At 58.5% G+C, this 26,268-nt stretch carries 22 protein-coding genes; 14 read left to right on the forward strand and 8 right to left on the reverse strand.

Annotated elements, in window-relative coordinates:
* Positions 1-97: 97 nt before the first annotated feature.
* Entirely contained in the window at positions 98-985 is an 888-nt protein-coding gene (locus GH656_RS11630) for an EamA family transporter (RefSeq protein ID WP_153076072.1), read from the reverse strand.
* A 175-nt stretch (positions 986-1,160) separates the two neighbouring features.
* Here GH656_RS11630 and GH656_RS11635 point away from each other — a divergent pair, with 175 nt between their 5' ends.
* Both GH656_RS11635 and trxA read left to right on the forward strand, forming a co-directional pair.
* The gene (locus tag GH656_RS11635) at positions 1,161-2,048 is read left to right on the forward strand and encodes a pirin family protein (protein ID WP_153076073.1); all 888 of its coding nucleotides are present in this window, start codon (positions 1,161-1,163) and stop codon (positions 2,046-2,048) included.
* Positions 2,049-2,192: 144 nt separating this feature from the next.
* On the forward strand, positions 2,193-3,041 hold the full coding sequence (trxA, locus tag GH656_RS11640; protein ID WP_153076074.1) for a thioredoxin: 849 nt from the start codon (positions 2,193-2,195) through the stop codon (positions 3,039-3,041).
* 84 nt (positions 3,042-3,125) lie between these two features.
* Here the strand turns inward: trxA and GH656_RS11645 are convergent, their stop codons facing one another.
* Positions 3,126-4,034 carry a tRNA threonylcarbamoyladenosine dehydratase gene (locus GH656_RS11645; RefSeq protein WP_153076075.1) on the reverse strand — a complete coding sequence of 303 codons (909 nt, stop codon included), beginning with the start codon at positions 4,032-4,034 and terminating at the stop codon, positions 3,126-3,128.
* A 197-nt stretch (positions 4,035-4,231) separates the two neighbouring features.
* Between GH656_RS11645 and pdxH the strand changes: the two genes are divergently transcribed.
* Complete coding sequence (pdxH, locus tag GH656_RS11650) at positions 4,232-4,870, forward strand: pyridoxamine 5'-phosphate oxidase (RefSeq protein ID WP_153076076.1); 639 nt, start codon at positions 4,232-4,234, stop codon at positions 4,868-4,870.
* Between the two features lie 214 nt (positions 4,871-5,084).
* Complete coding sequence (locus tag GH656_RS11655; RefSeq protein WP_153076077.1) at positions 5,085-6,293, forward strand: SAM-dependent methyltransferase; 1,209 nt, start codon at positions 5,085-5,087, stop codon at positions 6,291-6,293.
* A gap of 114 nt (positions 6,294-6,407) precedes the next feature.
* Here the strand turns inward: GH656_RS11655 and msrA are convergent, their stop codons facing one another.
* Positions 6,408-6,956 carry a peptide-methionine (S)-S-oxide reductase MsrA gene (gene msrA / locus GH656_RS11660; protein WP_153076078.1) on the reverse strand — a complete coding sequence of 183 codons (549 nt, stop codon included), beginning with the start codon at positions 6,954-6,956 and terminating at the stop codon, positions 6,408-6,410.
* A 203-nt stretch (positions 6,957-7,159) separates the two neighbouring features.
* On the opposite strand from msrA, the gene GH656_RS11665 reads away from it, so the two are divergent.
* Positions 7,160-7,669 carry a flavin reductase family protein gene (locus GH656_RS11665; RefSeq protein WP_153076079.1) on the forward strand — a complete coding sequence of 170 codons (510 nt, stop codon included), beginning with the start codon at positions 7,160-7,162 and terminating at the stop codon, positions 7,667-7,669.
* 63 nt (positions 7,670-7,732) lie between these two features.
* On the opposite strand, the gene GH656_RS11670 is transcribed toward GH656_RS11665, so the two are convergent.
* A complete protein-coding gene (locus GH656_RS11670; RefSeq protein ID WP_153076080.1) occupies positions 7,733-8,251 on the reverse strand; it encodes an Lrp/AsnC family transcriptional regulator in 519 nt (172 codons plus the stop codon).
* 138 nt (positions 8,252-8,389) lie between these two features.
* Between GH656_RS11670 and kynB the strand changes: the two genes are divergently transcribed.
* The 8 genes from kynB (at position 8,390) to GH656_RS11710 (ending at position 17,245) form a co-directional block, all read left to right on the forward strand.
* Entirely contained in the window at positions 8,390-9,025 is a 636-nt protein-coding gene (gene kynB / locus GH656_RS11675) for an arylformamidase (protein ID WP_153076081.1), read from the forward strand.
* Between the two features lie 78 nt (positions 9,026-9,103).
* Positions 9,104-10,354, forward strand: coding sequence for a kynureninase (kynU, locus tag GH656_RS11680; RefSeq protein WP_153076082.1), 1,251 nt, complete (start codon positions 9,104-9,106; stop codon positions 10,352-10,354).
* Between the two features lie 10 nt (positions 10,355-10,364).
* Positions 10,365-11,339, forward strand: a complete 975-nt coding sequence (kynA, locus tag GH656_RS11685; RefSeq protein ID WP_153076083.1) for a tryptophan 2,3-dioxygenase — start codon at positions 10,365-10,367, stop codon at positions 11,337-11,339.
* The gene (locus tag GH656_RS11690) at positions 11,315-13,906 is read left to right on the forward strand and encodes a hypothetical protein (protein WP_153076084.1); all 2,592 of its coding nucleotides are present in this window, start codon (positions 11,315-11,317) and stop codon (positions 13,904-13,906) included. Before kynA ends, GH656_RS11690 begins: the two co-directional genes overlap by 25 nt.
* Before the next feature lie 165 nt (positions 13,907-14,071).
* Positions 14,072-14,569, forward strand: a complete 498-nt coding sequence (locus tag GH656_RS11695; RefSeq protein ID WP_153076085.1) for a Fur family transcriptional regulator — start codon at positions 14,072-14,074, stop codon at positions 14,567-14,569.
* A gap of 45 nt (positions 14,570-14,614) precedes the next feature.
* Complete coding sequence (locus tag GH656_RS11700) at positions 14,615-15,592, forward strand: metal ABC transporter solute-binding protein (RefSeq protein ID WP_153076086.1); 978 nt, start codon at positions 14,615-14,617, stop codon at positions 15,590-15,592.
* On the forward strand, positions 15,589-16,470 hold the full coding sequence (locus GH656_RS11705) for a metal ABC transporter ATP-binding protein (protein ID WP_153076087.1): 882 nt from the start codon (positions 15,589-15,591) through the stop codon (positions 16,468-16,470). Before GH656_RS11700 ends, GH656_RS11705 begins: the two co-directional genes overlap by 4 nt.
* Positions 16,463-17,245: a metal ABC transporter permease gene (locus tag GH656_RS11710; RefSeq protein ID WP_153076660.1), complete on the forward strand. Its 783-nt coding sequence runs from the start codon at positions 16,463-16,465 to the stop codon at positions 17,243-17,245. The genes GH656_RS11705 and GH656_RS11710 overlap by 8 nt, the downstream gene beginning before the upstream one ends.
* 88 nt (positions 17,246-17,333) lie before the next feature.
* On the opposite strand, the gene fghA is transcribed toward GH656_RS11710, so the two are convergent.
* Complete coding sequence (fghA, locus tag GH656_RS11715) at positions 17,334-18,188, reverse strand: S-formylglutathione hydrolase (RefSeq protein WP_153076088.1); 855 nt, start codon at positions 18,186-18,188, stop codon at positions 17,334-17,336.
* A gap of 10 nt (positions 18,189-18,198) precedes the next feature.
* On the reverse strand, positions 18,199-19,305 hold the full coding sequence (locus tag GH656_RS11720) for an S-(hydroxymethyl)glutathione dehydrogenase/class III alcohol dehydrogenase (RefSeq protein ID WP_153076089.1): 1,107 nt from the start codon (positions 19,303-19,305) through the stop codon (positions 18,199-18,201).
* 616 nt (positions 19,306-19,921) lie between these two features.
* Between GH656_RS11720 and GH656_RS11725 the strand changes: the two genes are divergently transcribed.
* Positions 19,922-21,361, forward strand: a complete 1,440-nt coding sequence (locus tag GH656_RS11725; RefSeq protein ID WP_246184256.1) for a nucleobase:cation symporter-2 family protein — start codon at positions 19,922-19,924, stop codon at positions 21,359-21,361.
* A 189-nt stretch (positions 21,362-21,550) separates the two neighbouring features.
* On the opposite strand, the gene GH656_RS11730 is transcribed toward GH656_RS11725, so the two are convergent.
* Complete coding sequence (locus GH656_RS11730; RefSeq protein WP_153076090.1) at positions 21,551-23,071, reverse strand: efflux transporter outer membrane subunit; 1,521 nt, start codon at positions 23,069-23,071, stop codon at positions 21,551-21,553.
* 1 nt (position 23,072) lies between these two features.
* Positions 23,073-26,261: an efflux RND transporter permease subunit gene (locus GH656_RS11735; protein ID WP_153076091.1), complete on the reverse strand. Its 3,189-nt coding sequence runs from the start codon at positions 26,259-26,261 to the stop codon at positions 23,073-23,075.
* Positions 26,262-26,268: the final 7 nt, after the last annotated feature.

Raw genomic sequence — 26,268 nt, forward strand, 5'->3', positions numbered from 1 at the left:
CAGTAGTAAGGCGTGACTTGCCGCTCAAGCGCCAAGTGCGGGAGTAGAGGGAGTAGAGGGCGCAGACGGCGTAGATGGCGCAGCTCAGGCCCTCCGCTCAGCGCAACGCGAAACGCTGCGCCACCCAGCCACCGAACACATTGACAGCAAGCCCAGTCATCACCAGCGCTGCGCCGCCAAGCGCCATCAGCGACAGATGCTCATCCAGCAGCCATGCCGCCGAAGCAAGCCCGACAATCGGCACCAGCAGCGAAAATGGCGCGACCTGGCTTGCTGGATAGCGCGACAGCAAACGGCTCCAGAGGCCATAGCCCAGCAGGGTCGCCACGAACGACAGATAAACCACCGCGAGCACTGAGGTCACGCTAATGCCCGCCAGCGCCGCGCCAATGCGCTGCGGTCCTTCGAACACATACGACAGCGCAAAAAATGGCAGCGGCGGAATCACGCTGCCCCACACCACCAGGCCCACCAGATCAATCCGGCCAAACGCGCCGATTTTCTTCGTCACGATATTGCCTAGCGCCCACGACACCGCCGCGCACAGCGTCAGCGCAAAACCCGCGAGCGTCATCGTGTGCCCGCCATCCAGACCGATCACCGCCAGCCCCACTGCCGCGATCAAAAGCCCCGCGGCGTTCTGCACGCGAAACCGTTCCTGCAAAAACAGCACCGCGAAAATCAGCGTGAAAAACGCCTGTGCCTGAAGCACCAGCGACGCAAGCCCCGCAGGCATTCCTGACGACATCGCCGAAAACAAAAACACAAACTGGCACAGCGAAATCGTGCCGCCATAGGCCAGCAACCAGCGCCATGGCACCGCCGGACGCTTCACCAGAAACACGGCCGGCACAGCCGCCAGGGTAAAACGCAACGCGCCCAGCAGCATCGGCGGCACCCCATGCAAACCAATCTTGATCACGACGAAGTTGACCCCCCATGCCAAGACCACCACTAACGCCAGCAATAAATCCTTCGGCGACATCAACCACTCCCTGTTTGCACGGCACAGATTCAAACGCCGGAGTCTACCGAATATATTGAGATAACGCTGAAGCCCACTGGGTGGGGCTTCGGCAAGATTTGCTGGGGTCTCTGGCGAAGCTGGGCCAGCACAGTACACAGTAGAATGCCCCCCTACCCCACCCTATGGAGTAGCTATGTCCACTTCAGTCAAAGCTGTTCTAAAACCGCATCAACGTGACGTCAGCGGCCTGCAGGTGGCCCGTTTGCTGCCCGCCATGGCCGCACGTTTGATCGGCCCTTTCATCTTCTTCGATCACATGGATCAGCGCGCCAATGACACGGCTCAACGCGTGGACGTGCCGCCACATCCGCATATCGGGCTCTCGACGGTGACTTATCTGTTCGAAGGCACGCTGCTGCATCGTGACAGCCTGGGTTCGGTGCAACAGATTGTCCCCGGCGACGTGAACTGGATGACCGCGGGCCGGGGCATCGTGCACTCCGAGCGCACCCCTTCCGCGCCGGACCATCCCGCTGCAAACCAGCGCCTGCATGGCATTCAAAGCTGGGTCGCACTGCCTGCCAGCCAGGAAGACCGCCCGCCCTCGTTCGAGCACTATCCCGCCGCTACCCTGCCGCATCTCGAGCGCGCCGGTGTGACCTTGCATCTGCTAGCGGGGACGGGGTTCGGCGCAACCTCTCCGGTCACGACCTTCTCACCCCTGCTGTACGCCGCGGCTCATTTCGCGCCAGACAGCCGCTTTACCTTCGAAGCGGAACATGACGAGCGCGGCGTTTATCTTGTCGATGGCGAGCTGGCGCTAGACAACACTCCGCTCGATGTACAGCAGATGGCCGTATTGACGCCCGGCGCGAGCGTCACGCTCACCAGCCGCACAGGCGCGACGGCGATGCTGCTGGGCGGCGCGAAACTGCCGGGCGACCACCTGATCGAATGGAATTTTGTCGCCAGCACGCGCGAGCGCCTTGCGCGCGCCAGAGCCGCCTGGGCGAACCAGACCATGGGCCAGGTACCAGGCGAAACCCAATGGATCGCCCAGCCGCCCATCAAGCCGCGTTAATGCCCATGAATGAGCCCATTCATGGGCACGTCAGCACGCACAAGCTCATGCCAGGCCGCACTGGCATTCAGACACTCAGACACTCATGCGGCCCGCTTCACCCTAACTGCCGCCAGCCAACCCAGTTTCAAAAACGAGGATGCAATGGATACCACGCTAGCTACTTTCGAAAACGACGTCATCGCCGCTTCCATGCAGATGCCCGTGCTGGTTGATTTCTGGGCTCCGTGGTGCGAGCCCTGCAAAGCCCTGGGCCCGGTGCTGGAAAAGCTCGAAAGTGAAGCCGCAGGCCAGTGGCGGCTGGTCAAGGTGAATGTCGATGAAAACCAGGAACTGGCGGCGCATTTTCAGGTGCGCAGCATTCCGCATGTCGTTGCGTTTCTGGGCGGACGCCCGGTTGACCAGTTCAATGGCGTGCTGCCGGAAGGCCAGTTGCGAGCTTTTTTGCAGCGGCTCGTGCCGGACGCTGCCACATCAGCCCGGAGCGTCGCGCAAACCGCGCTGGCCGAAGGCCGCCGTGACGACGCATTCGCCGTGCTCCGCGATGGGCTCGCGCATGAGCCGGACGATGACGAAATCCGCCTCGACCTGCTCGAATTACTGCTGGAAGACAATCGCCTGGATGAGGCACGGAGTGAAGCCGCGCAGCTTTCGCCGAAAACCACACAAGGCATTGATGCGCGTTACAACGCCTTCAAGACCCGGTTTGATGCGCTCGAAGCAGCTGCCGCGCTGCCACCGCCCGACGCTCTTGAAGCCCAGGTCGCCAGTCATCCCGATGACCTTGAAGCGCGCTTCGATCTGGCCAGCGCATTTATCGCGCGCTGCCAGTACGACGAAGCGCTAGGCCATCTGCTGTTCATCGTGCAGCGCGACCGGACGTTTCGTGATGATCTCGCGCGCAAGACCATGCTCTCGGTCTTCGATCTCGCCGCACACCAGCCAGCGCTCGTCGCGCAATGGCGCAGAAAGCTGAGCGCCGCGCTGTTTTAAGTGTTGGTCATTGGGTGGCTCGGGTGGCTCAGTAGCTTAAGTAACCGGCTAGCTAGACCCATCTAGCCGCCCAGTACCCAGTAATTAGTCAACGCGCGGCATCAGCGCACGCAACACGTGTGCGGCAGCGGCAAAACCAAAACTCGCCGTCACGCACACACTTGAACCAAACCCCGCGCAATTCAGCCCCGCCACCCCCGCCGAAGCAGATTCAGCAAATACAGCAGATGCACCAGCGGCCGTCACGCCGTCCTGCTCTGCACCACGCTCATCGCTTTCATCACGTTCCTCTGCCAGCCGCGCTGGATAAATCAACGGCTCGTCCGAATACACCGCGCTCACCTTGAACTTCGCTTTGGCTCCGCGCGGAAAGCCATGTTGTTTGCGCAGTTGCGCCCGCACTTTCGACAGCAACGGGTCTTGAATCGTGAACGCCAGGTCGTCAATGCGAATGCGCGTCGGATCGAGTTGCCCGCCCGCGCCCCCCACGGTAATCAAACGCTGCCCATGTTCGGCACACCATGCGATCAACGCGGTCTTGGTCCGCACGCTGTCAATCGCATCAATCACATAGTCGAAACCGCCCCCCAGCAACGCAGCGAAATTGTCCGGCCCAACGAAGTCTTCGACCACCCGCACTTCACATGCCGGATCAATCAGCGCAATGCGCTCGGCCATCGCTTCGACTTTGGCTTTACCGTAGTTGCCGTCAAGCGCGTGAATCTGCCGGTTGGTGTTGCTCTCGCCAACGTTATCCAGATCAATCAGCGTCAACCGGCCAATCGCGCTGCGCGCGAGCGCTTCTGCTGCCCACGAGCCCACGCCACCAATCCCGATCACCGCGACATGCGCCTGCGCAAACGATTTCAGCGCCGCCGCGCCATACAACCGCGCCACGCCGCCGAAACGGCGCTCGCGCTCAGCGTCTTTTAATGCGCTCGTGCTGGGAGTAAGATCGCGGACAGGTGCGGCAACGCTGGGCATTGTCATCATTGAAAGCTCGGAATTGAACGCCCGTATTCTGCCTGATCGCCTCACTACAAGCGCATCGTTTCTGTCGCTTCCGCATTACGCCACCGGACGCAACGTGCATCAGGCCTGCTTCATGCAAGCAACATCGCCCTGACACAATGCGCGCCGAAACTCACTCCCCCGTTCTGACTGGCCGGACTGAAGTATTCGCACACAACATGACCTCACTCGCAGAACTCCGCAAAACCTACGCTCTCGGCTCACTGGATGAAACCGGTGTCAATGCCAATCCCGTTCATCAATTCAATGCCTGGTTTTCCCAGGCATTGAGCGCCCAGCTTCCCGAACCCAACGCCATGACACTCGCCACCGCCGACGAGCACGGCAGGCCGTCAGCGCGCACCGTGCTCATCAAGGGCGTGGATGAGCGCGGCTTTGTGTTCTTTACCAACTACACCAGCCGCAAAGGCATGGATCTCACGCATAACCCGCACGCCTGCCTGCTTTTTTACTGGCCCGAGCTTGAGCGGCAGATCCGCATTGAAGGCCCGGTGGTACGCGTCGAGGCGGCCGAAAGCGATGCGTATTACGCCTCGCGCCCGCTCGGTTCAAGGCTCGGCGCATGGGCCTCACCGCAAAGCAAAGTGATTGAAAACCGTGCATGGCTCGAAGCACGCGAGCAGGAAATCGCCGCACACTACGGAGACCATCCACCGCGCCCGCCGCACTGGGGCGGCTACCGTCTGGTGCCTGAGATGCTTGAATTCTGGCAAGGCCGGCCATCACGCCTGCATGACCGGCTACGCTATACGCGCACCGCACAAGGCGAGTGGCAAATCGCCCGGCTGGCCCCTTAAGTTTTTCATTCTGGTTTTATCAAGGCTTCTTTAACGTTGTGTTTTCCGCTATTGAACCCGGAGGCGTGTTGCGCTTCGGGCTCAATCGCTTGATGTGCTGTACGGTGGCAACCGGCATCACGCCTCACGTTTTACCGTCAATGATTTACCCGGTGCCACACACAGCGATGCCGCAGGTTTTTCTTTGAATGTCATTCAAAACGGAGAAAACAGCATGTTCTGGGAGAAAAAACTGATGCACTGGGTTGATGAAGTCAAAACCCAGGCTAATTTGCCCGCACGACTCGTCTTGTGGGATGGGCAGCAACACGATTTTGGACAGTTCGCCTCGCCTCAAGTCACGCTGCACGTGAAAAGCGCCACGGCGCTGCCTTACCTGCTCAAGCCCAGTCTCGACAACCTGGGCGAGGCCTACATCAAGGGCAAGATCGACATCGACGGCAAGCTGTCGGACATCATCGACATCGGCTATGCGCTGGCGCGCAACACCGCCAGCAGCGCCAGTCAGCTCGCACGCGTGCGGCGCTATTTCCACCACTCCAAAACCACCGATAAAAAAGCCATCCAGTACCACTACGATGTGTCGAACGAGTTCTATCAGTTATGGCTCGACGAAAACATGGTGTATTCGTGTGCGTACTTCGAAAACGGCGATGAAGATCTGGCCACCGCGCAGATCAAGAAAATCGACCACATCCTGACCAAGATCCAGTTGCAGCCTGGGCAACGCCTGCTCGATATTGGCTGCGGCTGGGGCGCGCTGGTGCTGCGGGCCGCGCAAAAATTCGGCGCGCAATGCATCGGCATCACGCTGTCGCAAAACCAGTTCGACCTGGCCACCCAGCGCGTCGCCGCCGCCGGGCTTGAAAACCAGATCGAGATTCGCCTGCAGGACTACCGCGACGTCACCGGGCAATTCGACCGGATCACGAGCGTCGGCATGTTCGAACACGTCGGTCGGAAAAAACTACCGGCGTACTTCACGAAGATTCACGACTTGCTGGCAGACGACGGCGTAGCAATGAACCACGGCATCACCTCGACCGATTACAACAGCGGCGAAACCGCGCTGGGCGGCGGGGAATTTATCGACCGTTATGTGTTTCCCGATGGTGAGCTGCCGCATATCGGCCTAGCGCTTGAAGCAATGCAACAGGGCGGGCTGGAAGCACTGGACGTCGAAAACCTACGGCGGCACTACGCCCGCACGCTCGACCTGTGGGCTGCGAATTTCGAAGCTCATGCGCAGGAAGCGAGCAAGCTGGTCGATGAGGAGAAGTTCCGCATCTGGCGCGTTTATCTCGCTGGTTGCGCCTATGCGTTTCAGGAAGACGACGTATCGATCTATCAAGTGGTGTGCCGCAAGGCGGGACGCCCCGCTTCGACCTTGCCGTGGTCGCGGCGCTATATGTATGAGGTATGAGCAGAAATCTGCCTGACCCTGGCGCGCTGACATGGCGGGCATTGCGCCCGTCATGCTCGAAACACGGCGCTGAAGCAGTCATGCCTCAGCGCCGCACGGTTTTTAGCCTCGTTTTTAGTCTCGCTTGATCCGCTGCGCGAACTTCTGGCGAAATTTGGCCACCTTCGGCGCGACCACAAAGGCGCAATAGCCCTGCTCCGGATGCTGTGCGAAGTAATTCTGGTGATACGCCTCAGCGGGCCAGTACGGCACATCCAGCGGCAACACCTCGGTCACAATCTTGCCGTCGTACACGTTCTGCGCCTCAAGCGCGCCAATCGCCTGCAAAGCGCTGGCACGTTGCTCCTCTGAGCGCGTGAAGATCACCGAGCGGTATTGCGTACCGACATCATTGCCCTGCCGGTTGAGCTGCGTCGGGTCGTGGATCGCAAAGAAAATATCGAGTATTTCCCGGTAATTGATCCGCGCGGGATCGAACCTCACTTGCACAACTTCCGCATGGCCCGTGGTGCCATCGCACACCTGTTCATAGGTGGGCTGCGCGGTATGGCCACCGGCATAACCCGATTCGACCGCGCTCACGCCATCGACTTGCAGGAATACCGCTTCCAGACACCAGAAGCAGCCCCCGCCCAGCGTCGCAGTTTCGTTGATGTGATTCATGATGCTGACTCCTTTTAGCTCGATCGTGAGGTGTTTTGCAGCTTAGCGGTTTTTCCCGGCAACGCCACCGCCACCCATCCGGTTCGCTCTGCTTCCGTTAAAATCGGGCAACTTTCGCCGGTCTTTTGTATGACTTTCAATGCAGTTTTCTCCGCTCAGGCGCATCTGCCCGCTGGCTGGGCAGTTCAAGAGGTTTTCGTTTAATGAAGCGTGCTAGTCCGCCTAATTTCGATCAGGGTGCGTTCAAACGCGCGCTGAGCCAGTTCGCCACCGGTGTCACGGTCATCACCACTCGCGCGCCCACGGGCGAGTTGATCGGCATCACCGCCAGTTCATTCAACTCCGTCTCGCTCACGCCGCCACTTGTGCTGTGGAGCCTCGCCACCCGGTCAGCGTCCATGCCCGTGTTCCAGATGAACAGCCACTATGTGATCAATGTGCTAGCCGCGTCGCAACTCGGGTTGTGCCAGCGTTTTGCCACGCTCAAAGGCGATCGCTTCGAAGGAGTCTCACATGCTGCTGGCGATAGCGGCATGCCCGTGCTCGATGGCTCGCTGGCGTGGTTCGAATGCCATAACCGCAGCCGCTATGAAGAAGGCGATCACGTGATTTTTGTCGGCGAGGTGGAACGCTGCGGCGTGCATCCCGATGCCGCTGAACTCGCGCCGCTGGTGTTTCAGAGCGGCCTGTTTCATGGGCTAAAAACGCTTTAATGCCTGCTTTAACGCTTGCTTTAGTGCTTGCTTTAGCGCCCAGGCTGCCCGTGCCATCGGGCCCTAAACCACGTCTTTCGCTGCACTAGTGCCCGGCGTCCCGTTGGGCACCAGCGCCACCGGCACACCGGCGTCTTCTTTCAGGGTGCGCAACACAATGTTCGAGCGAATGTCCATCACACCCGGCGCTTTATACAAGCGCTCCAGCACGAAATCCGAATAATGTTTCAGGTTGTGCGCCAGCACCCGCAGCAGGTAATGGCTTTCACCCGTCACGACATACGCCGCCGCCACTTCCGGCCAGTCACGTAACGCCAGCGCGAAACGCTCGTGCCAGTTTTCCTGATCGTTACGCATCGAAACCTGAACAAACGCTTCCAGCTCAAACCCTAAAACCTCCCGGTTCAGACACGCCCGGTAACGGTCGATCACGCCTTGCTCTTCCAGCAGCCGCAGCCGCCGCAAACACGCCGAAGGCGACAGTGAAATACGCTCGGCGAGGTCTAGATTGCTAATCCGTCCCTCTTGCTGCAGCACGGTCAGGATGCGGCAATCGGTGGCATCAAGTGAGATTGCATTCATTTTTTGTCTCCGTTTGCGGTTTCTCTCAAATTATGTGCCGGCGAACGCCATTCAAGAAGTTTTCTTCGCAAGCACATTGCGTCCTACCCCGCCTATGATCTGAAGCACCAACCGATCTTTCCCGCTGAGGGTTTCTCTATGCGCACGCTGTGGGACATCACGCCCGCGATTCACTCTGGCACGCCGGTCTGGCCCGGCGATACGCCACTCAGTATCACGCCCGTCTGGCGCATGGAGGCGGGCTCACCGGTGAATGTCGCGCGCGTCACGCTGTCGCCCCATACCGGTGCTCATGCCGATGCGCCATTGCATTACGACGCTCACGGCGCGGCTATTGGTGCAGTGCCGCTCGATGCTTATCTGGGCCCCTGCCGGGTCATTCATTGCATCGGCGCTGCGCCGCTCATCACCCCCGCGCATCTCGCCGCCGCACTAACGACGCCATTGCCGCCGCGCGTGTTGCTGCGCACCTGGCAGCAAGCACCAGTGACGCACTGGGACAGCGCGTTTTGCGCTGTCGCACCCAGCACCATCGATTTGTTAGCGGCTCACGGCGTGCGTCTGATCGGGATTGATACGCCCTCGCTCGACCCACAGCAATCAAGCGCCATGAGCGCACATCAACGCATTCGCTGTCATCAAATGGCGATTCTCGAAGGCCTGGTGCTCGATGAAGTCGCACCAGGCGACTACGAGCTGATTGCGCTGCCGCTTAAATTCACCACGCTCGATGCCAGCCCAGTCCGGGCCGTGCTGCGAGCATGGCCGGCCTGAACCAAACCGCGCCACGTACGCCACCGGTGCGCTCGTTCATCTCTTTCACCTCTTTCACAACCCACCTGCACCCACGCCATGACCACTCGTGACGACGCGCTTGCGCTCGATAGCACCGACCCACTGGCCCCGTTACGCGACCAGTTCGCGTTACCCGCCCAAACGATCTACCTCGATGGCAATTCTCTCGGCGTGCCGCCCGCCGCCGCAGCTCAGCGCGCCCAGGTGGTAATCGCGGCCGAATGGGGCGAAGGGCTGATTCGCAGCTGGAATAACGCGGGCTGGTTCGCCCTGCCACGCCGTCTCGGCAACAAACTCGCGCCGCTGATCGGTGCTGCCGCCGATGAAGTCGTGGTGACCGATACGATCTCGGTGAATCTGTTCAAACTGCTGTCGGCGGGCTTGCGGCTACAGCACGAGCGCGCGCCACAGCGCCGCGTGATCGTCTCCGAACGAGCCAACTTCCCCACCGATCTGTATATCGCCCAAGGGTTGATCGAGCAGCTTGACCGGGGCTATACGCTGCGTCTGGTGGATGATCCCGCCGAACTGGCGCAGGCCATTGATGACACCGCCGCACTCGTGATGCTGACGCACGTGAACTACCGCACCGGCTACATGCACGACATGGCCGCGCTGACCCAGATGATTCAGCAAAAAGGCGCGCTGGCGTTATGGGATCTGGCGCATTCGGCCGGTGCGGTGCCCGTCGATCTGAATCAGGCGAACGCCGATTACGCCGTGGGCTGCACCTACAAATATTTGAATGGCGGTCCTGGCTCACCGGCTTTTGCCTGGGTCGCGCGGCGGCATCAGGACCGTTGCACGCAACCGCTATCCGGCTGGTGGGGGCATCGCGCGCCATTCGAGATGCAGCCGGATTACCAGCCCGGGCATGGCATCGGGCGCTTTTTGTGCGGCACGCAGCCGATCGTGTCGATGGCGCTGGTGGAATGCGGGCTCGATGTGTTTTTGCAGACCGACATGGCAGCGCTGCGGCGTAAATCGCTGGCGCTGGCGGATCTGTTTATCGAGCAGGTGCAGACCCGTTGCGCAGCCTACGGGCTCAATCTCATCACACCGCTCGACCACGCCCAGCGAGGCTCGCAAGTTAGCTTCGAGCATCCGCAAGGCTATGCGCTGATCCAGGCGCTAAGCGCACGCGGTGTGATTGGCGATTACCGTGAGCCGCATGTGATGCGCTTCGGCTTCACTCCGCTCTATACGCGCTTCGTCGATGTCTGGGATGCCGTCGCCGCGCTCGAAGACGTGCTCGCCACCGAAGCATGGCGTGCGCCCGCATTCGCCGCACGCGGCAGCGTCACGTAAGGAGCGAGTGATGACTGATCCGCTACAACCACCCGTCAGCGCTGCGGCTGAGGTTACGGCTGAAACCCAAACCGTCACTGCCGCGGCCACCGTCCCTGTGGCTTCCGGCTGCCCGTTTGGCCAGCACGCGCCCACCTCCGCACCCCAGGCTGACGCCAGCCACCCAGAGGGCTGGCACCACGCGCAGCTCGATTTTGCCCAGTCGATGAGTTACGGCGATTACCTGGCGCTGGATACGCTGCTCTCGGCGCAGCACCCGCGCTCGCCCGATCACAACGAGATGCTGTTTATCGTCCAGCATCAGACCAGCGAGCTATGGATGAAGCTCGCGCTATACGAACTGCGCGCCGCCTGTGATGCCGTGCGCCATGACGCACTGCCGTCAGCGTTCAAGATGCTCGCGCGCGTGTCACGAATTCTTGAACAACTGGTGCAGGCATGGAGCGTGCTCGCCACGCTCACGCCGTCCGAGTACAGCGCCATGCGTCCGTATCTGGGCAGCTCGTCGGGCTTTCAATCGCATCAGTACCGCTTGCTCGAATTCATGCTGGGCAACAAGAACGCACAGATGCTCAAGCCCCATGCGCATCGCCCGGAGATTTACGCCGAGGTCAAGGCGGCACTGGAAGCGCCATCGTTTTATGACGAAGTCGTGCGGCTGCTCGCCCGGCGCGGCTTTGCGCTCGCCCCAGCGCGGCTGGCGGCTGACTGGACCCAGCCAACCAGCCATGACGCCTCGGTAGAAGCTGCCTGGCTGGAGATCTATCGCAACCCAGCGCAACACTGGGACCTGTACGAAATGGCGGAAGAACTGGTGGATCTGGAAGACGCATTTCGCCAGTGGCGCTTCCGTCATGTGACCACGGTTGAACGGATCATCGGCTTCAAGCCCGGGACCGGCGGCACGAACGGCGCACCCTACTTGCGCCGGATGCTGGACGTCGTGCTATTCCCCGAGCTGTGGCATGTGCGGACACTGCTTTAAGGGGCCGCCAGGGCGGCCCCAGTGAAGAGGCTGAGGCCGCGCGGGCAAACGCTGCGATAGGTGGAACGGATCGCTACCGATGGTTACTAAAGGGGCACATACCTATTTATTTTTCTGGAACGACCATCGTGACGCTAACAACGACATCCGCGAGTACTTCGCCAGCCACGCATACCTCTGATTCATCACCGGTGGAAAAGAAACCCACCAAGAGATTATTCTCGTTCCTGAGCAAAACAGATGGCGAGAAGCGCACCGAAGGCCACCCCCAGTCAACCGGCAACCCTATCAAAAACGCAAGCGTGGCCTCACCGCCGAAAAAAACCAGAACGGAGTCCGTCTTTTCGGTTAAGGAGTGCTGGGATGCGATCGAAGAAGCCAAGCACATCCTGCAGGGCCGTACATCCCCGAGCCTTCATCCGGATGCCGAGAGCGCACGAACAAAACTTGAAACATACATTCATGCTTACATCAATGATTCAAGCATCGCAAATCCGACTTGCATCTCGAATCACGAGATTATTGAAGGTGACAACGAAAATATTATCGTGCTTATTGCCGAGGCATTTGAAAAATTAACCCGGCTCACCTCTTCTGATACACAACATCAGCCTCATCTTAATGACTTGCAAAAAAGCATCCGTGAAAAAACCGAAAAATTACTCAAAAATATAAATCTTGATTCAACCGATGCAACACATTCTAAATTTAACGCTGCGGCAACTCAATTGCTTAACAAGAAAAATATCACATCGCTTGTTATCAAATTAAAAGAAGAGAGACAAGAGTTACTTAAGAAACACCAAAATCAGGAAGCTAAAGGTCTTGTTACCCACATGGCTAATATCGCTAACCTGATAGACCAAATTCGGAATAGCTGTGGTACCGCAGATATCACGGCCGTGATTAATGAAACTTCTGCCGTACAGCCGGGGATGGAAAATAAAGATACGGTCAATCATGCCCCCGTCACTCGCCACGTACTTACAACGCTCAACGCCTGGGCAAACCAGCCCAAGGATTGGCGCTGTGTTACATTCGCCAATGTCATTAAAAATACCGTTTCCGATATAAACTCAAGTACATCCGATAGTTCCAGTCGCATTGATCTAATTAAAATTGAATTGAATAGGTACGCCGAAATTACCGATCTGGTAAACGCAACGTTTCCGGGCAAGGGGAAATATGTCGGTGAAAAAGCGATTGAACTGGATAATCATCTTCACGATTATGCGATTATTGATGAATATTGCAAAAATATCGACAAAATTAAGGACACTGTATCGCTAGAAAAGGAATACGAGTCCTCTGAGACGCTCGATTCCCAAAAAGCATACATCAAGGGCGAACTGGAAAAAAGAAGTATTAATTTACCGTACGACGATAGCATTGCAATGTACCAAGATAAACTAACAGCTATCGCTCTAGCAATGAAAGATTTTGTTCTGACGGACAATAAAGTAGTCATATTAAAGGAGCTGGACTGCGCATTAAATGACTTGGAAAAAGTCAAGGCTGTCTACGTTCAAGACAAAACATCACCTGAATACAAAAATTTATTAAGCGCACTGCACCTTACCAAAGATAATTACGCAAAAACAATAAAAAACACCGACATTCCCGAAAATCTATCAGCACTGTCAACAATCAATTCCTTTCTTTCTCCAGGCACAAATGAAATCAAGCTCACAGAGCTTTTTGTGCCTATATCCAGCACTTCTGCGAGTGAAAACAACTCCGAGGAATCGGCTGAAATCAGTTCGAATTCATCTACCCCGAACAAGAATCCTATTGAGCATGAAAATAAAGAATCCGACATAACTGATGAAATAAAGAATGATTCGCCCGTAACCGTACCAAACAGCGAATCCCCTGTTAAATCCGAAATTTTCCCTAAAACACCGGTCGAAGTAAATAACTACCTCGTAAATTTTCTGCAAAATAATTTCAGATATGATTTCAGTTCGGAAGATAGCCTTATCTCCAAGCTGATAGATGAGGTACCATCTCCAATTGAATTTTTACATTTATGGCTGAAAAATATAAACCAGCACTCCCAAGCCATTTCGGCTAAAATCCCGGATTTCAGCGGCAAACAAATCGGCTCAACCCTTCTAAATCAGGCAGCACTCACCTTAATCGAAAACATTACAAAAATAAATGGATCATCCACCTCTCCTGATACATTTGGCAACATTGACAAACTACAGAGAATTAACAATAAATTCCAATCAATAAAAGATGTTCTGCAAAAAATTAAAGCATCAATTCCTTTGGCCAATTCAGAAAAACATATCGACATCGAGACCATGCTCAGTTTCATCAAGCAACTGGATGCACAAACCCAAAAATGGTCCGACATTAAACCGGCCGAAAAATCTAATCCTTTTAGCTTTATCAGAAAAGTATTTAGCCCCAAAACATCTCCTGAAAAAATCGAGCAAATCACACTAGATGATCTTGAGCCAGTTGAAAAAATAATCCTGCAGAAGAGGTTCAGTCTCAAACTGATTGAAACCAAAAATGGAGAGAAAACCCTTCAGTCCTCTGAAGTTCCAGCCGCCTGACCCCCCACCGTTGCCTGCTGCCTCCCGGCGCAAGCAACGGGCTTGCCCGGTCTCGCAGCACGCGGCCGGGCAGCCTCAGCCCCATGTCACACACCATGACACACCAACGCGATACGTTATATCATTGCGACCTCATTCAGTTCCAGGCGCCCCTGTCCCCCATCCATGGCTAGTCCGTCCGCCAGCAGCAACAGTTTCACCATCCGCCTTCAGCATGCCGATACCCTCGCGGCCAAACGCGGCCTGGCGCTCACGCCGTTGCGCCGCCAGGTGTATGCGCTGATCCTTGCCAGCGGCAAACCCATTGGGGCCTACGATCTGCTAGCGGCACTCGCGCCCGAACGCGGACGCGTACCGCCCACCACGGTTTACCGCACGCTCGAATTCCTCGTCGACAACGGTTTTATTCACCGTATCGAGTCAAAAAATGCCTTTTTTGCCTGCTGCGAGATCGGCGAACCGCATCAAAGCCAGTTTCTGATTTGCGAAACCTGTGGCAACACGGTCGAAATCCCTGGCGGCGCGCTCGCCGAACAGCTAGCGCACACCCACCCAGCCCATGGTTTCGAAGTGCATCATCAGGTGGTCGAGCTCAGTGGCCTGTGCGCCACATGCAAAGCGCGGCAAATCCAGGCGGCAGCAACGCCCAGCCACTCGCGCTAACCGCGGCGCGCCGCGCCATTCCCCTTCACCTTTTCAGGAATGCCCATGAAACTCACCCGTTCGTTGTGGCCCAATGCACGCCGCGCGCTCGCTGTGCCGAAATTTCTGGCTGCCGCCGCGGCTGCCTTGATGCTCACGCATGTGGCTTACGCCGCCAGCACGAAGATTCCCGTGGTCGCCGCCGAGAATTTCTATGGCGACGTCGCGCGGCAACTGGGTGGCGACCAGGTTGAAGTCAGCAGCATTCTGAGCAACCCCGATCAAGATCCGCATCTGTTCGAAGCCAGCCCGAAAACGGCTCGCGCACTGCACCAGGCGCGCCTGGTCATCTATAACGGTGCCGATTACGACCCATGGATGAAAAAGCTGCTGGATGTATCGAGCAATCCGCAGCGCACGGTGATCGTCGCGGCTCAGCTCACAGGTAAAAAGAGTGGCGACAATCCGCACCTGTGGTATGACCCGGCCACCATGCCAGCCGTGGCGCGCGCCATTAGCGCCGCCCTGATCGCCGCAGATCCTTCGCACAAAGCCACGTATGAAGCAAACCTGACGCAGTTTCTGACGTCACTCAAACCGCTCGACGACAAAATCGCCACGTTGCGCACGCGTTATGCCGGCTTGCCGGTCACCGCGACCGAACCCGTATTTGGCTATCTTTCCGCTGCCATTGGCCTGACGATGCGCAACCAGCGTTTCCAGCTCGCGGCGATGAACGACACTGAGGCCAGCGCCGCCGATATCGCAGCTTTCGAAAGCGATTTGCGTAACCGGCGCGTGCGCGTGCTGATCTACAACAGCCAGGCCACTGAACCGCTGACCCAGCGCCTGCTCGCGCTCGCGCGCCGCTCGAACGTGCCGGCAATCAGCGTCACCGAAACACAGCCAGCGGGCAAAACCTTCCAGCAATGGATGCTGGCGCAACTCGACGCACTCGATGCTGCGCTGGCCGCAGGCGATGCCAGCAGCACGCCGTCACACGCGCCGTCACGCACACCGTCACACCCAGTCACCAAGCCATGAGCCCAGCAACGTCCCTCCCTGTGCTTGATCTGGAACATGTGCGGCTCACGCTCGGTGGCCGCACGCTCTTGCATGACGCCAGCCTGAGCATCAACCAGGGCGAATTCATTGGTGTGCTCGGGCCAAATGGCGCGGGCAAAACCACGCTGATGCGCGCCCTGCTAGGCCTCGTGCCGGTATCAGGCGGCTCGCTCCGGGTGCTTGGACAACCGGTGATGCGCGGCAACCCGGCGATCGGTTATATGCCGCAAACCCGCAGCGCGCTAACCAGCCGGCACGTGCGCGGCCGCGACTTCATCGCCATGGCCGCCGACGGCCACCGCTGGGGCTGGCCGCGCGCCAGCGCCCAGACTCGCGCTGAAGTAGACCGCGTGCTGGATCTGGTAGATGGCCGAGCCCTGGCTGAGCGCCCGCTGTCGGAACTCTCCGGTGGCGAATGCCAGCGCTTGCTGCTGGCGCAATGCCTGCTAGGCCAGCCCAGGCTGCTGCTGCTGGATGAGCCATTAATCAGCCTTGATCCGCACCATCAAACAAGCGTCGTTGAGCTTGTGCGCCGGGTGCAGCAAGCGTTGGGCATCACGGTGCTGTTTTCAGCGCATGAACTCAACCCGCTGCTGCAAGCGCTGGATCGGGTGCTGTATCTGGGAAATGGCGTCGCTGCGCTCGGCACGGTCGATGAAGTCATCACCAAGCCCGTGTTATCGCGCCTGTACGGCTCGGCCATCGACGTGATGCGCGTGAATGGCCGCATCTTCGTCATGTCCGGCGCTATCGAAATCGAAAAACACGATCACGAGCATGAAGCAGATGGTCATGCTCACTCGCACGCCCACCCGTCATCCGGTGGTCACAAACACGGAAAGCCGCACGATGCTTGAATACGATTTCATGGTGAATGCCTTCGCGGCATCGGGCATTGTCGCGGTGCTCGCTGGCGTAGTGGGCTACTTCCTCGTGCTGCGCGGACAGACCTTCGCTGGCCATGCTCTTTCGCACGTCGGCTTTACGGGCGCTACCGGGGCCGCGCTGCTTGGCTTGTCGCCGATCTGGGGCATGGTCGGCTTCACCCTCAGCGCTGGGATTGCAATGGGCGCGCTGGGCGAGCGGCTAGCCGGGCGCGATGTTGGCATCGGCATGGTGCTGTCACTGGCACTCGGCATTGGGCTGCTGTGCCTGCACTTTTTCACCACCTACGCCACACAAGTCACTGCGCTGCTATTTGGCAACATCCTGGGGGTCAATCGAGCGATGCTCTGCGTGCTGGCAGGCTTGAGTGTGGTGAGCCTGCTCGCGCTGGCGGCCATCATGCGGCCGCTGCTCTTCGCTTCACTCCAGCCTGAACTAGCCGAAGCCAGGGGCGTGTCGCTACGCCTCGTGTCAATGCTGTTTCTGGCCATCGCAGCCCTGGCCGTCGCAGCCAGCACGCAGATTGTTGGCGTATTGCTGGTGTTCACCCTGATGGTTGGGCCCGCCGCTGCGGCGCAAAACCTGACGGCACGGCTTTCCACTGGCCTGGTGCTGGCCGCCGTGCTGGCGCTGGCACAAGCATGGTTAGGCATCACGCTCGCGTTTTATACCGACTTCCCAACGAGCTTCTGGATCACCGTGATGGCAGCGCTGGTGTATGGCGCAAGCCTGTTACGGCGGCGCTAACACAACGCCCCGGCCGCCCCGGGGACCTCACAGGCTCAAGAGCACATCAAGGACACCTCAAAAGGCACCTCAAAGGCACGGCGGGACATCAAGGCCCCAGCGCCCGCGCATGATGCGCGAGGTGATCAGCGATAAAGGTGGCGATGAAGTAATACCCGTGGTCGTAATCCGGGTGGCGGCGTAACGTGAGCGGCTGTCCGGCGGCCAGGCATGCCGCTTCGAATATCTGCGGATGCAACTGCGTGGCAAGAAACGGATCGGCCAACCCCTGGTCGAGCAAAATGCCCGCGGCAAAACGCACCGGACCTTGCCGCACCAGTTCGCTGGCATCGTATTGACGCCATGTGTCGCGCGCCGCGCCAAGATAGCCGCCGAATGCCTTTTCGCCCCACGGGCATTGCATCGGCGCGGCAATAGGGGCGAACGCCGACACCGAGCGGAAAATTTCTGGATTGCGCAGCGCCAGCACCAGCGCACCATGCCCCCCCATCGAGTGGCCAAAGATGCCAAGCCGCGCACCATCGACAGGCAAGCTGGCCAGCACCACCTCCCGCAATTCGTCACGCACATACGAATACATCTGGTAGTGCTTCGACCACGGTGCCTCAGTGGCATCGACATAAAAGCCCGCACCTGCGCCGAAATCCCACGCATCACTTTCGTGCGGCAGATTGGCACCACGTGGGCTGGTATCGGGCGCGATAAGCGCAATCCCATGCTGGGCCGCAAAGCGCTGGGCCTGTGCCTTGAGCGCAAAAGTTTCTTCAGTGCAGGTAAGACCCGCCAGATAAAACAGCGCCGGCACAGGCGCTGCCCCCGCCTGTAATGCCTGCGGCGGCAGATACGCCGCAAAACGCATGGGCAGGCCCGTCACCTGGGATTGATGCTGATAAAAACGCTGCACGCCGCCATGACAGGCATGCGAAGCCAGAAGTTCAAGCATGGGCGCGGCCTTAATAAAGAACCACCGAGCGAATCGACTCGCCCGCTTTCATCAAGTCAAAACCTTCATTGATCCGCTCGAGCGGCAAACGGTGCGTAATCAGGTCATCAATATTGATCTTGCCTTCCATGTACCAGTCGACGATCTTCGGCACATCGGTCCGGCCACGCGCACCGCCGAACGCCGAGCCTTTCCACTCACGGCCAGTCACCAGCTGGAACGGCCGGGTGCTGATTTCTTCGCCCGCCGCTGCCACGCCGATGATGAATGACTGGCCCCAGCCCTTATGGGTGCACTCCAGCGCCTGACGCATCACTTTGGTATTGCCAATACATTCGAATGAATAATCCGCGCCGCCGTCGGTCAGTTGCACGATTTGATCGACCACGTTTTCGCACTCATTCGGGTTGATGAAGTGAGTCATGCCGAATTGCTTTGCCAGCGCGACACGGCCCGGGTTCAGATCCACCCCGATGATCTTGTCGGCCCCGACCATCTTCGCACCCTGAATCACGTTCAGCCCGATACCGCCCAGGCCGAACACCACCACATTCGCCCCCGCTTCAACTTTGGCCGAATACACCACCGCGCCCACGCCGGTCGTCACGCCGCAGCCGATATAGCAGATCTTGTCGAACGGCGCGTCTTCACGCACTTTTGCCACGGCGATTTCTGGCACGACGATGTAATTCGCAAAGGTCGAGGTGCCCATGTAATGAAATAGCGGCTTGCCATCGAGAGAAAAACGCGAGGTGGCGTCGGGCATCAGGCCTTTGCCCTGGGTGGCGCGGATCGACTGGCACAGGTTGGTCTTGCGCGAAAGGCAGAACTTGCACTGACGGCATTCCGGCGTATAGAGCGGGATCACGTGATCGCCCTTTTTGAGGGTGCTCACACCAGGCCCGATATCGACGATCACTCCCGCACCTTCATGGCCGAGAATCGCGGGAAAAATACCCTCTGGATCGGCCCCTGAGAGCGTGTAGTAATCGGTATGGCAAATGCCCGTGGCCTTGACTTCGATCAGCACTTCACCCGCGCGCGGGCCTTCGAGATCGACCTCTTCGATCGTCAACGGCGCACCGGCTTTCCATGCGACAGCGGCTTTGGTTTTCATCGTGCAGCTTCCTTTCAGGTCGTTAAGCGTCTGGCGTCTGCCTGGGGTCAGGCAAATCACGCGTGAAGCGGTGGCAAAACAGTGCAGACCGGGTTCATCCGCCATCGTCGCCGAAAAGCCTTCTGGCTAAATGACCCAGCTCGCCGCTTCTTTGCCGGCAGGCGACATTGTAGGCATGACGTGTGCACTAACCGGATAACGGATCAAGAGGCTCAGTGTGATGCAGGGAAGTTGTCAGCCACTATAAGCAACACGAAATTATGACTAGGCAACCCGGCCATGATTTCGCTTTTTGCAGCGCGAAAGTCCGCCCATCAAGGGTTAACCCAGCCATGTCAGTTGCCACGCCAAAATCTCACTATGCGCTAGCGCCGATAAACATCATAAGTTGAGCCATATGTTGATTCTGGTGCTGTCCTTGGTTGACAGATGGCTTCGTCCAGCTTCGCAAGGGTTTGCGCGCTTGGCGAGCAGCACGGCAAATCCTGCGTCATATAAAAAGGTTCCCTGCATATCATCACTGGAAAGGGTGGAATAGTACCCAGTGGGCTTGTTGCAAATTTTCGTTCAGCATACCTTGCAACATTCCCCGAAATTAGAAGTGGAGAGAGACAAAATGCACTCCAGCACAGTTCATCCGTGCGACGAGCGACTGCCTGCCAGCCAGTTGCTCACGCTCGGAATTCAACATGTTCTCGTGATGTACGCCGGTGCCGTCGCGGTGCCGCTGATTCTCGGCAGCGCACTTAATCTGCCTAAAGACCAGATCGCCTTTCTCATTAGCGCCGATCTCTTTTGCTGTGGTGTTGCCACACTCATTCAGACACTTGGCCTGTGGATTTTCGGCATTCGCCTGCCGGTCATCATGGGCTGTACTTTCGCCGCGGTCGGCCCGATGGTCGCTATCGGCACCAATCCAGAGCTCGGCATTCTCGATATCTTCGGTGCCACCATTGCCGCCGGGCTAATCGGCATTGTGGTAGCGCCCGCGATTGGCAAGCTCCTGCGCTTTTTCCCACCGGTCGTGGTAGGCACCGTCATTGCGGTGATCGGACTATCGCTGATGGAAGTCGGCATCAACTGGGCAGCAGGCGGCGTTGGCAACCCTGACTACGGCAATCCGCTGTATCTGGGCCTCTCATTGATCGTGCTGATGCTGATCTTGCTCATCAACAAGTTCGGCAAAGGCTTCATGGCGAATATCTCCGTGCTGCTTGGCATCGTTGCAGGCTTCATCATCGCCGCGCTGCTGGGCCGCGTCAGCATGGATGGCGTCACCAGCGCGCCATGGGTCGGTATCGTCATGCCGTTCCACTTTGGCTTGCCGCGTTTCGATCCGCTCGCCATCGCAACCATGGTCACCGTGATGTTCGTCACGTTCATCGAATCGACCGGAATGTTTCTCGCGGTGGGCGATATGGTCGAGCGTCCAGTCGATCAGAAAGCACTCGTGCGCGGCCTGCGCGTCGATGGTCTCGGCACGCTGATTGGCGGCATCTTCAATTCGTTTCCTCACACTTCGTTTTCACAAAATGTCGGCCTGATTGGTGTCACGGGTGTCAGAAGCCGTTTCGTGTGCGCGATGGGCGGCGTGATCCTGGTTCTGCTGGGTCTTTTCCCGAAGATGGCGCAAGTGGTCGCCTCGGTGCCGCCATTCGTGCTCGGAGGCGCTGGCATCGTGATGTTCGGCATGGTTGCCGCGAATGGCATCAAGGTGCTGTCTAAAGTCGATTTCGTCAAAAACCAGCACAACCTGTTTATCGTTGCAGTCAGCGTTGGGCTCGGGCTCGTGCCGGTGGTTGCGCCAAACTTTTTCTCCCGCTTGCCGGATGCGCTCTCACCGATCTTGCACAGCGGAATCTTGCTGGCATCAGCCTCGGCCGTCGTGTTGAATCTGGTGTTTAACGGAGTCAAAGGCGAACGCGCCGCGAAAAAAGAAATCGGCGAAGCAGGACGCGATTTTGACCGGCGTGGCGACAAGAGCAAGAACAAGGGCGATGCAGCCACCGCACCTGAAGAACGGCGACACAGCAGCAACGAGGTCCGCGTGCACTAAACCCGCAAGAACGCTTAGACGGGCGGCGGTGCAGGCAAAGAGATAGCTCCACCCGTGATGCCTTCACCTTCACCGCAATAAAAAACCCACGGCAAAAACTTTGCCGTGGGTTTTTTTACTGCCTGTACTTCTCTCAGACTGCCCGGCTAAACAAATGTCTAAACGTCTTGACCGAAACCGGAGCAGATCTCAGCTAGCCGCGGCAGGCGCAACCGCCACTGCCGGTGCGCTTGCCGCTGAACCGTAATCGACGGGTGCATCAGCCGGGCGCGGTTGTTCGCCTTCACGCTCGATCCAGCCACCACCAAGGTACTGATACAGATCAACCAGGTTCGTCAGACGCTGCAAGCGCGCGGTAATCAACGTTTGCTGCGCGGCGTACAAGTCGGTTTGCGCGGTCAGCACCGACAGGTAACTGTCCACCCCATTCTTGTAACGCAGGTCCGACAAATCGAGCCGGCGCTGTTGCGCAAAATTGTTGCGCTCCAGCGCGACGATCTGCTGATCGTAGGTGCCACGTGCCGCAAGACCATCCGCCACTTCCCGGAACGCCGTCTGAATCGCTTTTTCGTACTGCGCGATCTGGATGTTTTTCTGCACGTGAGCGAGATCGAGGTTAGCCAGATTTGAACCCGCCTCGAAAATCGGCAGCGTGATTTCTGGCGCAAAACCCCACGCCGCCGAACCCGCTTTGAAGAGCCCGCCTAACGTCGGGCTCAACGTGCCGAAATTGCCCGTCAGCGAAATCTTCGGGAAGAATGCCGCCCGTGCCGCACCGATATTCGCGTTAGCCGCGCGCAACTGCTGCTCGGCTTCGATGATGTCAGGACGGCGGGTCAGCAGATCCGAAGGCAGGCCTGCCGGGATATCGGTCAGCAGGTTCTGGCTGCTAAGCGGCAACCCTTGTGGCAAATCAGCAGGCAGCGGCTCGCCAACCAGCAGAACCAGCGCGTTTTCCGCCTGAGCGCGCAAACGCGCCTGCGACTGCAGATTGGCGCTAGCTTGAGCCACGATGGTTTCGGCCTGGCGCAAATCAAGCTCAGAACCACTGCCAATGTCGAACTGCAACTTCGTAATGTTGTACGAATCTTGCGCGGCCTTCAGCGTGTCTTGCGTCACCGTCAGCAAGTCGTCATAAGCCAGCACCGTCAGATACTGATCCGCCACCGACGACACCAGCGCGATCTCCGCTGCCTTGCGCGCCTGTGCCGTGGCCAGATACTGCGCCAGCGCCTGGTCTTTCAGGCTCTGAATGCGGCCGAAGAAGTCGATTTCCCACGCAGCGTTAAGCCCTACCGAATACTGGTTCGAGACTTCCCGGCCAGGCAGCGACAGCGTGCCTGGCGTCCGCGTTTTGGTTTCCGAACCCGCCGCATTCAACGAAGGAAACAGGCCCGCACGGGTGATCTGATACTGCGCCCGGGCCGCCTGGATATTCAGCACCGACACGCGCAAATCACGGTTGTTTTTCTGCGCGATCTCGATCAGCCGTTGCAAGCGCGGATCAACAAAGAACTCACGCCAGCCGATATCAGGTGCCGCCCGGTTACCCGCCGTGCGGCCAGCCGTCGCCACCGGCTGGGTGGCATACACACCGCCCTGCGGAAACTCACCGGAAACCGGTGCCACTGGACGCTCGTATTTGGGTGCCATCGTGCAGCCTGCCGCCACCAGCGCTACAGCCACCGCTATCAAAGAATGTTTTTGCATCTCAATGCCCTTCCTTGCCCGAGCCATTACTGCCCTCTGGGTGGTGCTGGTTATAGTGCGCAAGCGCAGCGTCTGGATCTTCCCGTTCGCCGCCCAGGCGGGCACGCACCACGACGAAGAACATCGGGATCATGAAGATGGCGAGGAACGTCGCCGTCAGCATCCCGCCGATCACGCCGGTACCAATTGCGTGCTGGCTTGCCGAACCGGCACCGTTACTGATCGCCAGTGGCATCACACCGAGAATGAACGCCAGCGAGGTCATCAGGATCGGGCGCAACCGCAGGCGCGCAGCTTCCAGCGCAGCCTCGACCGGCCCCATCTTCTGGCCTTCCTGCAACTCACGGGCGAACTCGACAATCAGAATCGCGTTTTTCGCCGATAGCCCCACGGTTGTCAGCAGCCCCACCTGGAAGAACACGTCGTTTTCCAGACCGCGCAGCGTGGCGGCGAGCAGCGCCCCCAGCACCCCGAGTGGCACGACCATGATGACCGAGAACGGAATCGACCAGCTTTCATACAGCGCGGCCAGACACAGGAACACGACGAGAATCGAGATGCCGTACAGAATCGGTGCCTGCGAACCCGACTGACGTTCCTGGAACGACAACCCGGTCCATTCGTAGCCAATCCCGGCTGGCAGCTTCGCCGCGAGCGCTTCCATGGCCGCCATTGCCTGGCCGGTGGATTTGCCTGGCGCAGCAGCACCCTGAATTTCGACCGCCGAGATGCCGTTATAACGCTCGAGCTTCGGCGAACCGTAAGTCCATGTTCCCGACGCAAACGAGGTGAACGGCACCATGCCACCGGTGGCATTACGCACGTACCAGTCGCTCAGATTGTCTGGATTCATACGGAACGGCGCATCGCCTTGAAGGAACACCTTCTTGATCCGGTTATCGGTATCGAGGAAGTTGTTCACATATTGCGACGCCCATGCAATCGAGAAGGTCTGATCGATACTGGACAGCGGAACCCCCAGCGCAGCGGCTTTCTCATGGTCGATCGACACCTTGAACTGCGGCGTGTCGTTCAAACCATTCGGACGCACCTGAGCGAGCACCGGATCTTTCGCTGCCATACCCAGCAACTGGTTACGGGCAGCCATCAATGCATCGTGACCCAGCCCGGAACGGTCTTGCAGCTCGAAGTCAAAGCCCGCTGCGGTACCCAGCTCGGGAATCGACGGCGGATTCACTGGATAAACCAGCGCGTCCTTATAGCCGCCAAAGTGCATGAACAAACGCCCAACCAGTGCCTGCACCTTCTGGTCAGACGACTGCCGCTCGGCGTAATCCTTCATCCGCACAAACACGAGACCCGCATTCTGGCCCCGGCCAGCAAAGCTGAAACCGTTCACCGTAAAGGTGGATTCAACAATGCTGCCTTCGGACTTGAGCAGATAGTCAGAGACGTCAGCCAGCGCGCGTGCCGTGCGCTCCTGGGTCGACCCTGGCGGAGTCTGCACCAGCACGAACATCAGCCCCTGGTCTTCATCCGGCAGGAACGACTTCGGCAGACGTGCAAACAGCAGCCCAACCGCGACGATCACGACGAGATAAATAATCAGCCAACGGCCCGAGCGCTTGATGACGTGGTGCACGCCGACGTGATACTTGTCGCGGCTACGTTCAAAGTTCCGGTTAAACCAGCCGAAGAAACCTTTCTTCTCTTCGTGATGACCTTTGGGAATCGGCTTCAGAATGGTCGCGCACAGCGCGGGCGTGAGAATCAACGCCACCAGCACCGACAGCACCATCGCCGTAACAATCGTCAGCGAGAACTGACGATAAATCGCCCCCACCGACCCACCCGAAAACGCCACCGGCACGAACACTGCCGACAGCACCAGCGCCACGCCCACCAGCGCCCCGGTGATCTGGTCCATCGCCTTGCGGGTTGCCTCGCGCGGCGACAGTCCTTCTTCGGCCATCACCCGCTCGACGTTCTCGACCACCACAATCGCGTCATCGACCAACAGCCCGATGGCGAGCACAAGGCCAAACATCGACAGCGTGTTGATCGAAAACCCGACCACATTCATCACCGCGAAAGTGCCCAGCAGCACCACCGGCACGGCAATCGTCGGGATCAGCGTGGCGCGGAGGTTTTGCAGGAACAGATACATCACGAGGAACACCAGCACGATGCCCTCAATCAGCGTCTTGACCACTTCCTCAATCGACAGGCGCACGAATGGCGTCGTGTCATACGGGTACTTCACGACGAGACCGTGCGGGAAGTTTTTCGACAGCTCTTCGACCTTGGCCCGCACGTTCTTGGCGGTTTGCAGCGCGTTGGCATCGGTGGCCAGTTGAATCCCGAAACCCGCTGTCGGCGCGCCGTTGTACTTGGTATCGAAGTTGTAGTTTTCGCCGCCCAGCTCGACGCGCGCAACGTCCTTGATGCGGACCTGCGAGCCATCCTGGTTGACCTTCAGCAGCACGTTGCCGAATTGCTCGGGCGTGCTCAGCAAAGTCGCCTCGCTGATAGTGGCCTGCAGCATCTGGCCCGGCACGGATGGCGTGCCCCCCAGCGACCCACCCGCCACCTGGACGTTTTGCGCCATTAACGCGTTCTGCACGTCAATCGGCGTCAGGCTGAAGTTGGTGAGCTTGTTCGCATCAAGCCAGATCCGCATCGCGTACTGCGAACCGAACAGCGTGACCGTACCCACCCCATCCAGACGGCTGACCGGATCCTGAATGTTCGACGCGACATAGTTCGCCAGGTCGTACTTGTTCATGCTGCCGTCTTCGGACACGAACGCCATCACCAGCAAGAAGCTGCTGCTGGACTTCGTGACTTTCGTACCCAGTTGCTGCACGGCCTGCGGCAAAAGCGGCGTGGCAAGCTGCAACTTGTTTTGCACCTGCACCTGCGCGATATCCGGATTGGTACCCGCGGCAAAAGTCAGCGTGATAGTGGCCGTGCCGGAGTCATCGGAAGTCGACGATAGATACAGCAAGTGATCGAGACCACTCATTTGCTGCTCAATCACCTGGGTGACGGTGTTTTCAACCGTTTTGGCCGACGCGCCCGGATAGGAAGCGCTGATCTGCACGGACGGTGGCGCAATAGTGGGATATTGCGCAATCGGCAACGTGAAGATCGACGCCAGACCCGCGAGCATCAAGATAATCGCGATCACCCAGGCAAAAATTGGGCGATCTATAAAGAACTTTGCCATGAAGCAG

It is taken from the genome of Paraburkholderia bonniea, assembly GCF_009455625.1.
GTDB classification, from domain to species: Bacteria; Pseudomonadota; Gammaproteobacteria; order Burkholderiales; family Burkholderiaceae; genus Paraburkholderia; species Paraburkholderia bonniea.

Excerpts from the sequence above, each read along its gene's own strand:
- GH656_RS11725 (WP_246184256.1), top strand. The coding sequence starts at position 19,922 with ATGCACTCCAGCACAGTTCATCCGTGCGACGAGCGACTGCCTGCCAGC.
- GH656_RS11735 (WP_153076091.1), bottom strand. The coding sequence starts at position 26,261 with ATGGCAAAGTTCTTTATAGATCGCCCAATTTTTGCCTGGGTGATCGCG.
- GH656_RS11630 (WP_153076072.1), bottom strand. The coding sequence starts at position 985 with ATGTCGCCGAAGGATTTATTGCTGGCGTTAGTGGTGGTCTTGGCATGG.
- GH656_RS11695 (WP_153076085.1), top strand. The coding sequence starts at position 14,072 with ATGGCTAGTCCGTCCGCCAGCAGCAACAGTTTCACCATCCGCCTTCAG.
- GH656_RS11720 (WP_153076089.1), bottom strand. The coding sequence starts at position 19,305 with ATGAAAACCAAAGCCGCTGTCGCATGGAAAGCCGGTGCGCCGTTGACG.
- msrA (WP_153076078.1), bottom strand. The coding sequence starts at position 6,956 with ATGAATCACATCAACGAAACTGCGACGCTGGGCGGGGGCTGCTTCTGG.
- GH656_RS11710 (WP_153076660.1), top strand. The coding sequence starts at position 16,463 with ATGCTTGAATACGATTTCATGGTGAATGCCTTCGCGGCATCGGGCATT.
- kynU (WP_153076082.1), top strand. The coding sequence starts at position 9,104 with ATGACCACTCGTGACGACGCGCTTGCGCTCGATAGCACCGACCCACTG.
- GH656_RS11670 (WP_153076080.1), bottom strand. The coding sequence starts at position 8,251 with ATGAATGCAATCTCACTTGATGCCACCGATTGCCGCATCCTGACCGTG.
- fghA (WP_153076088.1), bottom strand. The coding sequence starts at position 18,188 with ATGCTTGAACTTCTGGCTTCGCATGCCTGTCATGGCGGCGTGCAGCGT.
- GH656_RS11665 (WP_153076079.1), top strand. The coding sequence starts at position 7,160 with ATGAAGCGTGCTAGTCCGCCTAATTTCGATCAGGGTGCGTTCAAACGC.
- trxA (WP_153076074.1), top strand. The coding sequence starts at position 2,193 with ATGGATACCACGCTAGCTACTTTCGAAAACGACGTCATCGCCGCTTCC.
- GH656_RS11655 (WP_153076077.1), top strand. The coding sequence starts at position 5,085 with ATGTTCTGGGAGAAAAAACTGATGCACTGGGTTGATGAAGTCAAAACC.
- kynA (WP_153076083.1), top strand. The coding sequence starts at position 10,365 with ATGACTGATCCGCTACAACCACCCGTCAGCGCTGCGGCTGAGGTTACG.
- GH656_RS11730 (WP_153076090.1), bottom strand. The coding sequence starts at position 23,071 with ATGCAAAAACATTCTTTGATAGCGGTGGCTGTAGCGCTGGTGGCGGCA.
- GH656_RS11645 (WP_153076075.1), bottom strand. The coding sequence starts at position 4,034 with ATGATGACAATGCCCAGCGTTGCCGCACCTGTCCGCGATCTTACTCCC.
- GH656_RS11705 (WP_153076087.1), top strand. The coding sequence starts at position 15,589 with ATGAGCCCAGCAACGTCCCTCCCTGTGCTTGATCTGGAACATGTGCGG.
- GH656_RS11635 (WP_153076073.1), top strand. The coding sequence starts at position 1,161 with ATGTCCACTTCAGTCAAAGCTGTTCTAAAACCGCATCAACGTGACGTC.
- kynB (WP_153076081.1), top strand. The coding sequence starts at position 8,390 with ATGCGCACGCTGTGGGACATCACGCCCGCGATTCACTCTGGCACGCCG.
- pdxH (WP_153076076.1), top strand. The coding sequence starts at position 4,232 with ATGACCTCACTCGCAGAACTCCGCAAAACCTACGCTCTCGGCTCACTG.
- GH656_RS11700 (WP_153076086.1), top strand. The coding sequence starts at position 14,615 with ATGAAACTCACCCGTTCGTTGTGGCCCAATGCACGCCGCGCGCTCGCT.